Origin of the sequence: Arthrobacter sp. (genome assembly GCF_031988865.1) — a bacterium.
Classification (GTDB): Bacteria; Actinomycetota; Actinomycetes; order Actinomycetales; family Micrococcaceae; genus Arthrobacter_B.
Genome location: NZ_DALZXY010000029.1, coordinates 22,211 through 35,527 on the forward strand (window position 1 = coordinate 22,211; position 13,317 = coordinate 35,527).

11 protein-coding genes are annotated in these 13,317 nt (G+C 65.7%); 4 read left to right on the forward strand and 7 right to left on the reverse strand.

What is annotated here, in order from left to right; genetic code table 11:
* Positions 1 to 7 precede the first annotated feature (7 nt).
* On the forward strand, positions 8 to 475 hold the full coding sequence (gene rraA / locus RTN46_RS07590; RefSeq protein WP_312180282.1) for a ribonuclease E activity regulator RraA: 468 nt from the start codon (positions 8 to 10) through the stop codon (positions 473 to 475).
* A gap of 78 nt (positions 476 to 553) precedes the next feature.
* Here rraA and RTN46_RS07595 read toward each other — a convergent pair whose 3' ends face one another.
* From RTN46_RS07595 to RTN46_RS07625, 7 genes are all read right to left on the reverse strand, one after another.
* Positions 554 to 1,399, reverse strand: coding sequence for an aldolase/citrate lyase family protein (locus RTN46_RS07595; RefSeq protein ID WP_312180284.1), 846 nt, complete (start codon positions 1,397 to 1,399; stop codon positions 554 to 556).
* Positions 1,400 to 1,554: 155 nt separating this feature from the next.
* Positions 1,555 to 2,616 carry a CBS domain-containing protein gene (locus tag RTN46_RS07600; protein ID WP_312180286.1) on the reverse strand — a complete coding sequence of 354 codons (1,062 nt, stop codon included), beginning with the start codon at positions 2,614 to 2,616 and terminating at the stop codon, positions 1,555 to 1,557.
* A 304-nt stretch (positions 2,617 to 2,920) separates the two neighbouring features.
* On the reverse strand, positions 2,921 to 4,426 hold the full coding sequence (locus tag RTN46_RS07605) for a nucleobase:cation symporter-2 family protein (protein ID WP_396157476.1): 1,506 nt from the start codon (positions 4,424 to 4,426) through the stop codon (positions 2,921 to 2,923).
* Positions 4,426 to 5,352, reverse strand: coding sequence for a factor-independent urate hydroxylase (pucL, locus tag RTN46_RS07610; protein ID WP_312180288.1), 927 nt, complete (start codon positions 5,350 to 5,352; stop codon positions 4,426 to 4,428). The genes RTN46_RS07605 and pucL overlap by 1 nt, the downstream gene beginning before the upstream one ends.
* Positions 5,353 to 5,355: 3 nt before the next feature.
* Positions 5,356 to 5,694 carry a hydroxyisourate hydrolase gene (uraH, locus tag RTN46_RS07615; RefSeq protein WP_312180290.1) on the reverse strand — a complete coding sequence of 113 codons (339 nt, stop codon included), beginning with the start codon at positions 5,692 to 5,694 and terminating at the stop codon, positions 5,356 to 5,358.
* Positions 5,691 to 6,206 (reverse strand): 2-oxo-4-hydroxy-4-carboxy-5-ureidoimidazoline decarboxylase, encoded by a 516-nt coding sequence (gene uraD / locus RTN46_RS07620; RefSeq protein WP_312180292.1) that lies wholly within the window; start codon positions 6,204 to 6,206, stop codon positions 5,691 to 5,693. Before uraD ends, uraH begins: the two co-directional genes overlap by 4 nt.
* 298 nt (positions 6,207 to 6,504) lie before the next feature.
* Positions 6,505 to 7,878: an 8-oxoguanine deaminase gene (locus RTN46_RS07625; RefSeq protein ID WP_312180293.1), complete on the reverse strand. Its 1,374-nt coding sequence runs from the start codon at positions 7,876 to 7,878 to the stop codon at positions 6,505 to 6,507.
* Positions 7,879 to 8,359: 481 nt separating this feature from the next.
* On the opposite strand from RTN46_RS07625, the gene RTN46_RS07630 reads away from it, so the two are divergent.
* The 3 genes from RTN46_RS07630 to RTN46_RS07640 are packed head-to-tail and all read left to right on the forward strand — an operon-like array spanning position 8,360 to position 13,255.
* Entirely contained in the window at positions 8,360 to 9,508 is a 1,149-nt protein-coding gene (locus tag RTN46_RS07630) for an XdhC family protein (RefSeq protein WP_312180294.1), read from the forward strand.
* 13 nt (positions 9,509 to 9,521) lie between these two features.
* Complete coding sequence (locus RTN46_RS07635; protein ID WP_312180295.1) at positions 9,522 to 10,376, forward strand: FAD binding domain-containing protein; 855 nt, start codon at positions 9,522 to 9,524, stop codon at positions 10,374 to 10,376.
* Positions 10,373 to 13,255 carry a molybdopterin cofactor-binding domain-containing protein gene (locus tag RTN46_RS07640; protein WP_312180296.1) on the forward strand — a complete coding sequence of 961 codons (2,883 nt, stop codon included), beginning with the start codon at positions 10,373 to 10,375 and terminating at the stop codon, positions 13,253 to 13,255. The genes RTN46_RS07635 and RTN46_RS07640 overlap by 4 nt, the downstream gene beginning before the upstream one ends.
* Positions 13,256 to 13,317: the final 62 nt, after the last annotated feature.

Here is a 13,317-nt window from a genome sequence, read left to right on the forward strand (position 1 = left end):
GTGTGCCATGGAAATAAGCACAGCAGACCTCTATGACCAACAGGGCGAGGCCTTGGCCTCGGTGTCCCTGCAGTTCCAGGACCTGGGCGGGCACATCAGCTTCACCGGACCCGTGCGCACCATCCGCTGCCTGGAAGACAACGGTCTGGTGAAGTCCGTCCTGAACTCCCCCGGTGACGGTGCTGTCCTGGTGGTGGACGGCGCCGGGTCGCTGAACTCAGCGCTGATGGGAGACATGATTGCCGAAGCCGCCGTGGCCAACGGCTGGGCCGGCGTCGTTATCAACGGGCCCATCCGGGACCGCGCTGCCGTCGCCAAGCTGCCCCTCGGCGTGAAGGCACTGGGCTCCAATCCGCGCAAGAGCGCCAAGGACTCGGTGGGCGAGGTGGACGTCCCCGTCGAATTTGGCGGTGTGCTCTTCCAGCCCGGCGCTGTGCTTTATGCCGATGAAGACGGCATCCTGGTCGAGCGCTAAGCCGGGCACGAGACAAGAAAACCGCAGCCCACCCCCGGATCCGGGGGTGGGCTGCGGCTTTCTGGCAGGCGTTGGGGCTTAGGCGTTCCAGAGCCCGTAGGAATCTGCCAGTGAGGAGATCTTCTGGGCACGGGCCAGGCGCGGCAGGTAGGACCCGTCGCCGACGACGGCGCCCGCGGCGTGAGCGTCCAGCAGTTCGTGCGCCCAGACGATTTCCGATTCGCTTGGTGAGAGGCCCTGGTTAATGGTGTCCGCTGCCTCGGGCATCAGGCAGAGCTTGCCAGTCATGCCCATTGAGGCAGTGACTTTGCAGGCATCGAGCAGCTTCTCGCCGAGCGTGCCCACCGTCGGACCATCGATGGGGCCCGGCAGCTGACCCACCCGGGAAGCGACCACAAGCTTCGAGCGGGCGTAGGCCAGCGCCATCGGATCATCCGAGGCACCGGTGTCACGGCGGAAATCACCCACGCCAAAGGCAAGCCGGAAAGTGCCCGGCGCGCTGGCGATCGCCGTCGCGTTCTCAATCCCCACGGCAGACTCGACCAGCGCCAGGACCGGCGTTCCGGCCTGCAGCCGCATGGCAGTGTGCGTGACCTGCTCCGGCTTTTCGGTCATGGCCAGCATGACTCCGCGGAGGCCGGGGGCCTTGGACAGTGCCGCGAGGTCCTCCGCCCAGTGGTCGGTTTCAATGCCGTTGACGCGCACCCAGGCGGTCATCCCGGTGGACAGGGCCTCGACCACGCGTTCGCGTGCTTCGGCCTTTCCGCCGGCGGGGACAGCGTCTTCCATATCGAAGACTACCGAGTCCGCTTCCGAGGCCAGGGCGGGCCCAAAGTTCGCTTCATCCGCGGCGGAAGCCAGAAGCCAGGAGCGGGAGAGTTTCGCGGGCAGCGCAGCAGCGCGGCTGTTTCGGAATGGAGCCATAAGAACGAGACTACTTTCCAGCTCGTCGGTTCCTAAAATGGAGCCTGACCACTTGTGGTTTGGGACACACACCCATCCCCTGCCGGGGCTGAAAAATGCGAGGTGTCTAGACCGGGCGCTCTCCAGTCGCTCCCGGCCTAGCTACCTCAACATTCCTAAGGGGTGGGCGCTTTTCCGACAGACGCTGCTTCATCCCCATCACTCAGCACTTCTGGATTCGTTATGACGGAGCGTAGCCATCTTGTCAAGCGATGAACTGTTTCCAGTTCGCTTGATGAGTCCTTGTCTTGGTTGTCGAAATGCGCAATAGAATTGCGAAGATTTCTGGTCGTCTCAAGCCAATCAAAGAACTCATCCAACGAGAGAGACCATCCTAAAGAATCCCAGTTTTCCTTATAAAAGTACTGAAGACCGCCGAACGTTAAGTCTTCGATTCCTTTCACATCTTTCGCGTGGGCCAACTTCCCCTTCGCGACACGCTTGAGTTCTTGTTCACATTGACCAACTGCCAGGAACGGAAGTGCCAAGTCTTCAAATTCTAGAGTGAGATCTGAGGCAGTGACAATACCCGCCAAATAACCTCGATAGGTCACAAGTATGTATCCCTCGCGAGCGATAGGTTCCACGCTTGCGAACAAATCTGAATGGAGATCCACGGTCGGATGCGTCACCAAAGCCGCTCCCACCGATGTTGGCTTTTCACCCCGGAGGGTCGCTTGGGCATAAGACTGCCAAGTAAAAACACCCAACACATCTCGCCGCGCTTTTGAATCGACAACTGGAAGCTGCGAGTAGTCATACTTCAACATAATCGTCACAGCATCCGCTATGGAAGTATCCCTATAAACGATCCCCGCAGGAGCAGAATCATCTGACTGCCTAGGTAAAGCAAAGGAAGCTGACGGAATCCGTGAAACAGTGAGGAGGTGATCATCGGGTCGCTCGGCGTAAGCCTCAGCTTCCTCACTCAACTTCTGAATTGTCACCAAACTGTCCAGTGACCCGCTATCAAAAGGTGGTTCCGTACGCAAACCCATTTGGGCCAGATTAGCAGTAACTATATTTATACTGTTTTTACCCCGACCCTTAAACCCCCAATATCCAATAAGCCGTCTAATTTCCAGAGGACGCGCCTCGCTCCTGAGAAATTCTAGATATTTTTGGGTCTCTTCAAATCCACTGGCTACAGTCGGTTCATAAGGTGCTTTGATGGCCATAACTACCCCCGGTTGTGTTTAATGTGTCACACTCTACCCGCCATGGAAACATAAGTAGTCGGCGCAATGTAACAATCCATACATTTCTCTCGCCGGATACTTTTATGTCGGCACACGCTTGCCTCGAGACAGTGACGACATGGAGTAGTCAACCAGCTGGATGTTGAATATCACCCTATTTCTGCCTCACTCATCCGTTCGCTTACCCAACCCCGACTGCCGGTGAAAACAAGGACTGCCTTTAATGCCAATATCCCCCAGCCCCTGAGTTATCCCAACGCAGGGGCCGTTGGTGTGATGACCGTTACTTCATGCCCGGGCTGTCCTGCGCCTGCTCCGGCGGGACGACGGCGACTTCCTGCCCGTCGACGTCCACCAGCTTGCCGTCCTTGATGTGGTCGCCTTCGCGCAGGATCCGAAGCTGGTCGGTCCGGATCACGCGCACCGGCGCGCCGGCGAAAACACTCGGGTCCTCGGAGTTGCCCGCCTTGATGTGGTTGAACAGGATGTTGAGCAGGATCGCCATCACGGCAGCGGAGCTGATGCCCGAATGGAAGATGGTGCTGAACCAGGCCGGGAACTGGTCGTAGAACGCCGGAGCGGCGATCGGAATCATCCCGAAGCCCAGGGACGCGGCGACGATAATCAGGTTCATGTTGTTCTTGTAATCGACATTGGAGAGCGTGCGGATGCCGCTCGCCGCCACGGTGCCGAACAGCACGATTCCGGCTCCGCCGAGGACCGGAGTGGGAACGGCCGCGACCACCCGGCCCAGGACCGGCAGCAGGCCAAGGATCACCAGGATCAGGCCGCCGGCGCTGACCACGAAGCGGCTCTTTACACCGGTGATGGCCACCAGTCCCACGTTCTGCGCGAAAGCGCTCTGCGTGAAGGAGTTGAACACCGGAGAAATGGCGCTGGAGAGCATGTCAGCGCGCAGTCCGTTGGCGATGCGCTTGGAATCGACCTTGGTTTCCACGATTTCCCCGACGGCCAGGATGTCCGCCGTCGTCTCCGTGAGCGTCACCAGGATAACGATGCACATGGAGATGATCGCGGCGACCTCAAAGGTCGGCATGCCGAAGGCGAACGGGCTGGGCAGGGCGAAGACCGGCCCTTCTCCGACGGCGGAGAAGTCCGCTTTGCCGACGACGACGGCGAAGACGGTGCCGATCACGATCGCCAGCAGGATGGAGAGCCGGGAGATGGTGCCGCTGCCGACCTTGCTGAGCAGCAGGACCACGGCCAGGGTGAGGGCAGCCAGGCCGATGTTGGACACGCTGCCGTAGTCCTCGGCCTTGGCGTTGCCACCCATGGCCCAGTTCGCGGCAACGGGCATCAAGGTCAGCCCGATCGTGGTGATCACAACGCCGTTGACCACCGGCGGGAAGAACCGGATGACCTTGGCGAAGATCGGCGTAATGAGCAGGCCGATCACCGACGCGGCAATCACCGCCCCGAAAACGGACTGGATGCCTCCTCCGCCGCTGAGGATGGCTGTCATCGTGGCTACCCCGGCAAAGGAAACGCCCTGGACCAGTGGAAGCTGGGAACCGAAGAAGGGCACGCCGATGGTCTGCAGCAGGGTCGCCGCGCCGCCGACGAACAGGCAGGCGGCGATCAGCAGGCCGATGTCCGCCGAGTCCATCCCGGCCGCGGAGCCAATGATCAGCGGCGGGGCGATGATGCCGCCGTACATGGTCAGGACGTGCTGGAACCCGTAGGCGAACATGCTGCCCAGCGGGAGCACCTCGTCTTCGGGACGGGCCGGCCGGGATCCTTTGGCTGCGGCGGACCTGCGCCGGATCATCAGCAGAACCCTCCGATCGTGTTCCACACCGGGTTATCCGCAGTGCTGCCTTCGCGCTGGACCGCGGCTTCGATCAGCCCGTAGGGGCGGTCCGCGGCGAAGAAGACCTCACCGGGATTGTCCAGGCCGAACGGTTCGAGGTCCACGAGGAAGTGGTGGTTATTCGGCAGCGAAAGCCGCACCTCGTCGATTTCCGGGTGGGCTTCCAGCACTGCCCGGCCCATCTCGAACATGGTCTGCTGCAGCGCCAGGGAATGCGTGTTGGCGAAGGCGTCGAGCATCGCGGTGCGCACGGCGGCGTAGGTGGCGTTGAAGTCGACGCCGTCGAGCGTGTTGTACCGCCACTTGGCACTCACATCGGTGGCCAGGATCCGGTCGGTGGTCTCGCTGAGGGTGGTGTAGCGGTCGCGCGGGAAGCCATGGAACTCGGAGCCGGTGGATTTCAGGACGGTCAGGTCCGAGATCCCGGCGACCAGGTGCTTCCGCCCTCCCTCGGCCAGCAGGACGGCGGTGCGGATTTCGCTCTTGTCCTTGGCGAAGGCGTGGTCGTGATCGTTGATCCGGTTCCAGAAGTACTGTTCGGCAGCCCAGCGCCCACCGGTGACCCAGTCATAGCCCGAGGTGAAGTGCCCGGCGAGGCGGAGCAGGAACTCCTCCGGTGACCCAACACCGTCCCGGGCGAACGCGTAGATGGTGTTCTTCTGCGTGTCCGTGGCGACCACGTTGGCGTTGTTGCCCTCGGTGTGGGCGGCTTCGAAGTGGCCGTGCAGCTGGGACGTGACGCTGAGGTCTTCGAGGCTGTGGCGGGCCGTGTCACGGGTGACCTTCACCAGCCGGACTTCGGCCTTGCCGTACTGGTTGGGCCCCAGGACAATCCGCGAGGTACCAGTTCCGCCGGCTCCGGCGGCGTGCGTTGTTGAAGTCATGGCTCAGCTTCCTCGGTAAGTGGAATAGGCGAACGGGCTTAGCAGAAGGGGCACGTGGTAGTGCTCCCCGGAGGCGGTGACGTTGAACGTCAGGCTGATGGAGGGGAAGAACGACGGCGTCCCGGACGCTTCGAACCAGGCCCCGGTGGCGAACTCGATGCGGTAGGTCCCCACTTCCAGCCGGTCCGGGCCCAGTTCCGTAACGCGCCCGTCGGCGTCGGTGGTGCCGGCGGCGATTTCCTGCCAGCCCGTTTCCCCCTCGGTCTGCAGGGATACCTGGATGCCCTGCGCCGGCCGGCCGGCGGCGGTGTCCAGGACGTGCGTGGTGATCTGGCTTTTCACTGGTTGAGGAGCCCTTCGAGTCTGAGGATGGCGATTTCGCGCAGCTGCGCGGCGATAACGGCGAGTTCGTCTTCCGGGGAGTTCTCCAGCCGGGCGGAAAGCGCGGCGAGGATCTCCTCGGCGCTGCGGCCCGCGGCGCGGATAAGGAACACGCGTCCGAAGCGTTCCTCATAGGCCCGGTTTCCGGCCGCCAGCAGTTCCTGGACATCCGCCGAGGTCCGGACTCCCGACTGTTCGCGGCGGGAGAACCGCGCTTCGCTGCCGTTGCCCTCGGCCCTCTCGCCAATGCGGGGATGGTGGGCCAGGGCGGCGTCGATTTCTGCTTCACTCCAGCCGGGAGCGGCGAGTTCGGCGAAGGAAACCAGTTCCGCAGGTGTCCCAAACGGCCGCGCCGCCGCGATCTCCGAGACCCACCGGGGGATGTCGACGCAGGGTTTCAGGGCTGTTTCGGCTTCAGCAAATGATGCTGCGTTGAATCCCGCGAGAAAATTCGGGGAAAAAGATGGTGCCACGGGTGGTCAGCTTTCGGTTCGGGCGGACTTCACCGGCGCTGAACACCCTTGACCATCGGCATAAACCGACTTGATTCGATGTTTCCGGCGAAGTTTTCTTAATGCGGAATTTCTATTTCGAATAGTCTGGAGTCAGGCTCCACGGCATGTCAAGGGTTTTACCGATCCGGTCTGTTTCCATTTCCGCGGGGCCTTTCAACGTCCGCAATTCTCCGAATATTTGACCAAAATTGTGGCTAGGCATTGCCCTGCGCCGGCTGGCAGAGCATAATCGCTGCACCTGTGCACCGGACCGGGTTCAGGCGCCGGCCACCAGCCGCCGGGCAGCCTCGGAGTGCCGGGCAGTGAGTGCCTCCAGGTCCAGGCCCGGGAGGTCGCCGTCGACCACTTTCCACTCCCCGCCCACCATCACCCGGTCGGCCCGATCCGCCCCGCAGAGCAGCAGGGCGGAGAGCGGATCGTGGGAGCCGGAGAATCGCAGGTCATCCAGCCGGAAAAGGGCCAGGTCTGCCTGCTTGCCAGGGGCCAGCTCACCGATGTCGGTCCGCCCCAGCACGCGGGCCGAGCCGCGGGTGGCCCACCCCAGGACACGCCCGGGGGTGATCGCTTCCGCGCCGTAGCGCAGCCGCTGCAGGTACAGGGCCTGCCGCGCTTCCAGGATGAGGTTGGAGGCGTCGTTGGAGGCCGAGCCGTCCACACCCAGCCCCACGGGCGCTCCGGCGTCCTCGAGTTCTGCCATCCGGCCGATCCCCGAGGCCAGGCGCATATTCGACGTCGGGCAGTGCGCGACGGCGGTGCCGGCAGCCCCCAGCCTGGCAATTTCATCGTCGTTGAAGTGCACCCCGTGTGCCAGCCAGGTGCGGTGCCCCAGCCAGCCGACGCTTTCCAGGTAATCGACCGTCCGCAGGCCGAACATCTCCAGGCAGAAGGCTTCCTCGTCCATGGTTTCGGCGAGGTGGGTATGCAGGCGGACGTCGTGGACCTCTGCGAGCGCCGCGCTGGCCTGCATGATTTCCCGCGTCACGGAGAAGGGTGAGCACGGCGCCAGCCCGATCTGGATCACGGCGCCGTCCCCGCGTTCGTGGTAGGCGGTGATCAGCCGCTCGCTGTCTGCCAGGATCACCTCCGGTGGCTGGACGGTCTGGCGCGGCGGCAGGCCGCCGTCGTCCTCCCCCAGGGTCATGGATCCCCGGGTGAGCATGGCCCGCATCCCCAGCCTGCGGACCACCTCCACCTGCACGTCAACGGCGTGTTCCAGCCCGTCGGGGAACAGGTAGTGGTGGTCCGCCGCGGTGGTGCAGCCGGAGCGCAGCAGTTCGGCCAGCGCAACTGTGGTGGCCAGCTCCAGGTCCGTCGGGGACAGCCGCGCCCACACCGGGTACAGGTTCTTCAGCCACGGAAACAGCGGGGTGTTCACCACCGGAGCCCAGGCGCGGGTGAGCGTTTGGTAGAAGTGGTGATGGGTGTTGATAAGTCCCGGCAGGAGCACATGGGCGGAGGCATCGAAGGTTTCCGTAACCGGGGCCGCGGGCTGGCCGCCCGCGCCAAGCACCTCGACGATCCGGCCACCTTCGATGACGAGGCCGCCGGCGGCATCAAGTTGGTTGGCGGTGAAGGCTGCCAGCGGGTTCTTGATCCAGATGCGGGAGGCAGGGACGGCGGTCAGGGTCATGGCGGATCCTTTGCGGGTGTGCCGCTGCGATGCCGCGTTCGCCGGGCACCGTGAAAGGCGGCCAGCTCAGTGGAACTTGTCTGCTGATCCAAGAAGTCCGGCGGGTCTCCGGCACTTGGCCGCCAGCGTAGGGCGGTGCCGGTGAAGCCGTCAAGAATATTTCTTTTGCACCGGTGGCACACAGCGGCCGGCGCACGGAACCCGTGGTAGGCTCCTTTCCAATTCCGGCCCGGCTAAACCTGCCGAAACCGCCGTCCGCCCGGACGTTTTAACCGGGCGTATCGCACCGTCTTTCGGAATTGTGGCAGTTAGTTCTGCCGGTGCACGCAATACTGTTCGGCATTAGCCGGAATAGGAAAAGAATTGGATTCGCGGATTTAAGGCCCACCAGGCAGCTAAGCCCCGTGGGGAACTCACCGCTTGGTTGCTGGTTTTGGCCGACGGCGGTGGCCGCCGGCGTAGTCGCTGGAGGGTAGGTGCCGTGCTGGATCGCTGGGACGACGTCGTCAATGCCCTGGCCTTAGGCGCCCCCTGCGCGGTGGCCACGGTCATCCGCACCTCGGGGTCCGTTCCCCGGCCGGCAGGGACGTCCATGGTGGTAGCCGGCAGCGGCGAGGTGTGGGGATCACTGACCGGAGGCTGCGTGGAGGCGGCCGTGCTTGAGTCCAGCCTGGAAGCCATTGCCGCAGGCCGGCCGCGGACCGAATCCTTCGGTTACAGCGACGGCGATGCCCTCGCCGCCGGCCTGAGCTGCGGAGGCAGCCTCGAGGTCCACCTCCAACCGCTGCAGCCTGGCACGTTCCTTCCCGGCCCCGCCCCGGCGGCCCTGCTTCGAAGGCTCGACGGCGTTCGAACGCTCGACGGCGGCGGCGAGCCTGTCCCGGCCCAACCTGTCCCGGTCCAACCGGGTGTGCCGCTGGCAGCTGCCCTGCACACGCTGTTTCCGGCGGCCGCGCCCGCGGACCTGTCCCGGCTCGCATCGCGCGTGGAGCCGCTGCTGGACGCCGGGCACACCGGCGTCGTCACCGGGGGTGAATCCCGCGGCTGCGCGGGGGAACTGTTCCTGGAATGCCGCGCCGAATCCCCGCGCCTGTACCTGCTGGGCGCCAACGACTATTCGGCCGCCCTCTCCCGGATGGGAGCGGTGCTCGGTTACCGGACCACGGTGGTTGATGCCCGCCCGGCGTTCACGAATCCGCACCGGTTTCCCGACGCCGACGTCGTGATCCAGTGGCCGCACGAACTTCTGCGCGCCGAACACCTGGCCGGCCGGCTCGATGCCCGCTCCGTGGTGTGCCTGACGAGCCATGACGCCAAGTTCGATATCCCGGCCCTGGCCGCCGCCCTTGACTCAGCCGCGGGCTACGTCGGGGCAATGGGGTCGCGTCGGACCCACCAGCGGCGGCTGAACGAGCTGCGCGCGGCCGGAGTTGCCGAGCCCGCGCTGGCACGGCTGCATTCGCCCATCGGCCTCGACATCGGTGCGCACACTCCCGAAGAAGTCGCGCTGTCGGTCTTCGCCGAAGTGACAGCCGCCCGCCATTCCGGCAGCACCGGCTTGCCTCTGTCAGGGCTCAGCGGCCCCATCCATGCCTCACCCCGCCCACTCAACCACCTCACCGTCTGCTAGGAGATCCCTGCACGTGGACTTAAACACCGTTTATGACCTTGTTGCCACCGCCGATCCGGCAGAGTGGCGTCCGGGAGACGCCTGGATGGCTGGAGGCACCGTCCTCTTTTCCTTCGGCAGCCAGAGTGTGCAGCGCCTGCTGGACATCACCCAGGCCGGCTGGGAACCGCTGCGCGCCACGGAAGCCGGCCTGGAAATCGCGGCCACCTGCACCATCGCCGAGCTGTATGCCTTTGCCGGGGAGCTTCCGCCGGCCGCCGCAGGCTGGACGTCGCTGGAGCTGATCCGCCCCTGCTGCGACGCCTTTGTGGCTTCCTTCAAGGTCTGGAACGTCTCCACGGTGGGCGGCAACCTCTGCACCGCATTGCCCGCCGGCCCCATGGCCTCGCTGACCGTGGCACTGGACGGGCAGGCGCTGGTGCTCTCCCCCGACGGCACCCGGCGCTCCGTGCCGGTCATGGAATTGGTGACCGGCGACGGGCAAACCTCCCTGGCCCCGGGCGAACTGCTGCGAAGCGTTACGGTTCCCGCGGCCGCCCTGCAGGCCCGCACGGCCATGCGCCGCCTGTCCCTGACCAACCTCGGCCGCTCCGGCATCCTGCTCATCGGACGGGTGGATCCAGGCGGCGGATTCGTCCTTACGGTCACCGCCGCCACCGTGCGTCCGGTTCAGCTGCGGTTCGACGGTGTTCCCACCCGTGCCGAGCTCCGCGATGCGCTCGATGCCGCGATCCCGTTCCCGCTCTACCATGACGACGTCCACGGCCTGCCGCAGTGGCGGCAGTTCATGACCGAGCAGCTCAGCGAGGAGATCCGCGCCGAACTGGCTGACCTCCCGCCTGGAACCGGGACGGAGACGACCTCATGACGTACACCGTCAACGGATCACCCGTCGCCGGGGAACCGGCACCCGGACAGTGCCTGCGGACCTTCCTGCGCGCCGCCGGAAGCACCGGTGTAAAAAAGGGCTGCGACGCCGGTGACTGCGGCGCCTGCACGGTCCATGTGGACGGGGTGCCGGTGCACAGCTGCATCTACCCCGCCCGCCGGGCTGACGGCCGGAATATCACCACGATCGAAGGCCTGGCCGACGGCGCCAGCCTCCATCCAATGCAGCAGCAGTTCCTTGACGCCCAGGGATTCCAGTGCGGGTTCTGCACGGCTGGGATGGTGATGACCGCCGCCACCTTCGGGCCGGAGGAACTCACGAACCTGCCGCGTGCACTGAAGGGCAACCTGTGCCGGTGCACCGGCTACCGGTCCATCGAGGACGCCGTTGCCGGGACGCGGAATATCTGCGGGCAGCCTCCCGGGGGATGCGGCTCTCCCGGTGACGACAACGACGGCGACAGCGGCTGCGGCGGGTGCCGGTCCGCCGGAATTCCCGGTGCAGGAGGACCAGGCCGAACCGCAGAGGCACCGGGTGCCTCAGTGGGACACAACATTCCCGCTCCGGCCGGCCAGGCGATCGTCACCGGCGCGGCCCGCTACACCCTGGACGTTGCCCCGGAAGCGTTCCCGGCGCTGCTGCACCTGAAACTTGCCCGTTCCCCCCATGCCCACGCCCGCATTGTCTCCATCGATGCCTCGGCTGCCCTGGCGGTCCCCGGGGTGGAAGCCGTATTCACCCACGACGACGCTCCCCAGCAGCGCTTTTCTTCCGCCCAGCATGAACTGCACACGGACGATCCCGCCGATACCCGGGTGCTGGACGACGTCGTGCGGTTCAAGGGCCAGCGGATCGCCGCCGTCGTGGCCGCGTCCGTGGCCGCTGCCGAAGCGGGCGTCCGTGCCCTGGCGGTGGAATATGAGGTGCTTCCCGCTGTCTTCGAGCCGGACGATGCCCTGGATGCGGACGCACCGCTGCTGCACGCCGCCGCGGCAGCAGAGAACGGCGTCGGCACGCCGGCACCGAGCAACATTGTGGCCGAACTGCACGCCGAGCTCGGCGATCCGGCCGCCGGATTTGCCGCAGCCGCAGCCATCCATGAGGGCACCTACTACAGCCAGCGGCTCCAGCACGTGGCCCTGGAAACCCATGCCGCCATTGCCTCCTTTGACGAGGACGGGCGGCTGGTGGTGCGGACCTCCTCCCAGGTGCCGTTCCTGGTCCGGCGCACGCTGTGCCGGGTCTTCGACCTGCCGGAGGACAGGGTCCGCGTGGTGTCCGGCCGGGTGGGCGGCGGTTTCGGCGGCAAGCAGGAAGTCCTGGTGGAGGACATCGCGGTGCTCGCCGCGCTGCGGCTGGGGAAGCCGGTGCAGCTCGAGCTCACCCGCGAAGAACAGTTCACCGCCACCACCACCCGGCATCCGTTCCGGATGAAGGTCCGCGCCGGCGCGGACGCGGACGGGCTCCTGACCGCCCTGGCCGTGGACGTCACCACCAACACCGGCGCCTACGGCAACCACGGGCCGGGTGTGATGTTCCACGGCTGCGGGGAGTCCGTGGCCGTGTACCGCTGCGCTAACAAGAAAGTCGATGCGCGGGCGGTCTACACCAACACCGTTCCCGCCGGGGCCTTCCGGGGCTACGGGCTGAGCCAGATGGTCTTCGCAATCGAATCCGCCCTGGATGAGCTGGCCCGCTCGCTGGAACTGGATCCGCTCGAATTCAAGCGCCGCAACCTGGTGGTCGAAGGCGACCCGATGCTCTCCACGGCGCCCGCGGCTGCCGACGACGTGCTGTACGGCAGCTACGGCCTGGACCAGTGCATTGACCTGGTGCGGGACGCGCTCGACGCCGGTGCCGGCGACCCGGTGCGCTCCGGTGCGGAGCTGGGGGCCGGCTGGCTGGTGGGCACGGGCACCGCCGTCGCGATGATCGACACCGTCCCGCCGCGCGGTCACGTGTCCCACGCCCGGATCGCGCTGCGCCCGGACGGACGGTACGGGCTCGACGTCGGCACTGCCGAGTTCGGCAACGGCACCACCACGGTCCACACCCAGCTGGCCGGCACCGCCCTGTCCACCGCGCCGGCGAACATTGTGATCCGGCAGTCGGACACGGACCTGGTGGATCACGACACCGGCGCCTACGGCTCGACCGGCACCGTCGTGGCAGGCAAAGCGTCCCTGGCGGCCGCCACCGAACTGGCGACCCGGCTGAAGGGGTTCGCGGCGTCGTTGTTCCGCAACACATCGGCCCAGGTAGGCCTGGAGGCCGACGCCGTGGTGTGCGGCGGCGAGCGCGTGCCGCTGGCCGAGGTGTATCTCCGGGCGGAAGAAGCCGGCGTGGAGCTGGCTGCCGAAGGCCGCTGGGGCGGGACACCGCGCTCGGTGGCGTTCAATGTCCACGGCTTCCGGGTCGCGGTGGATTCAGGCACCGGGGAGATCCGGATCCTGCAGAGCGTGCAGGCCGCCGACGCCGGGGTGGTGGTCAACCCGATGCAGTGCCGCGGGCAGATCGAGGGCGGGGTGGCCCAGGCGCTCGGCGCCGCGCTCTATGAGGAAGTACGGGTGGATGAGACGGGCGACGTCGAAACCCGGATCCTGCGCCAGTACCACGTACCCACGTTTGCCGACGTGCCGCACACCGAGGTGCTGTTCGCGTCGACCAATGATTCATTGGGTCCGCTCGGCGCCAAGTCGATGAGCGAGAGTCCGTTCAACCCGGTGGCTCCAGCACTGGCCAGTGCGCTGCGGGATGCCACCGGCCTGCGGTTCAACCGGCCGCCGTTCGCCCGGGACCGCGTCTACCTAGCACTGCGGGACGCCGGTTTTGTGCGGGCTGCACCGGATTCCCGGTAGGGCCTGACACGCGCTAGTTGCACCGAGTGCAACCATGCACTTAGTGTAGTTATGTGCTTCCT

Bases quoted from the DNA above. Each gene is read 5' to 3' on its own strand.
- RTN46_RS07640 (WP_312180296.1), top strand. From the start codon at position 10,373: ATGACGTACACCGTCAACGGATCACCCGTCGCCGGGGAACCGGCACCC.
- rraA (WP_312180282.1), top strand. From the start codon at position 8: ATGGAAATAAGCACAGCAGACCTCTATGACCAACAGGGCGAGGCCTTG.
- pucL (WP_312180288.1), bottom strand. From the start codon at position 5,352: ATGACTTCAACAACGCACGCCGCCGGAGCCGGCGGAACTGGTACCTCG.
- RTN46_RS07600 (WP_312180286.1), bottom strand. From the start codon at position 2,616: ATGGCCATCAAAGCACCTTATGAACCGACTGTAGCCAGTGGATTTGAA.
- RTN46_RS07625 (WP_312180293.1), bottom strand. From the start codon at position 7,878: ATGACCCTGACCGCCGTCCCTGCCTCCCGCATCTGGATCAAGAACCCG.
- RTN46_RS07605 (WP_396157476.1), bottom strand. From the start codon at position 4,426: ATGATCCGGCGCAGGTCCGCCGCAGCCAAAGGATCCCGGCCGGCCCGT.
- RTN46_RS07595 (WP_312180284.1), bottom strand. From the start codon at position 1,399: ATGGCTCCATTCCGAAACAGCCGCGCTGCTGCGCTGCCCGCGAAACTC.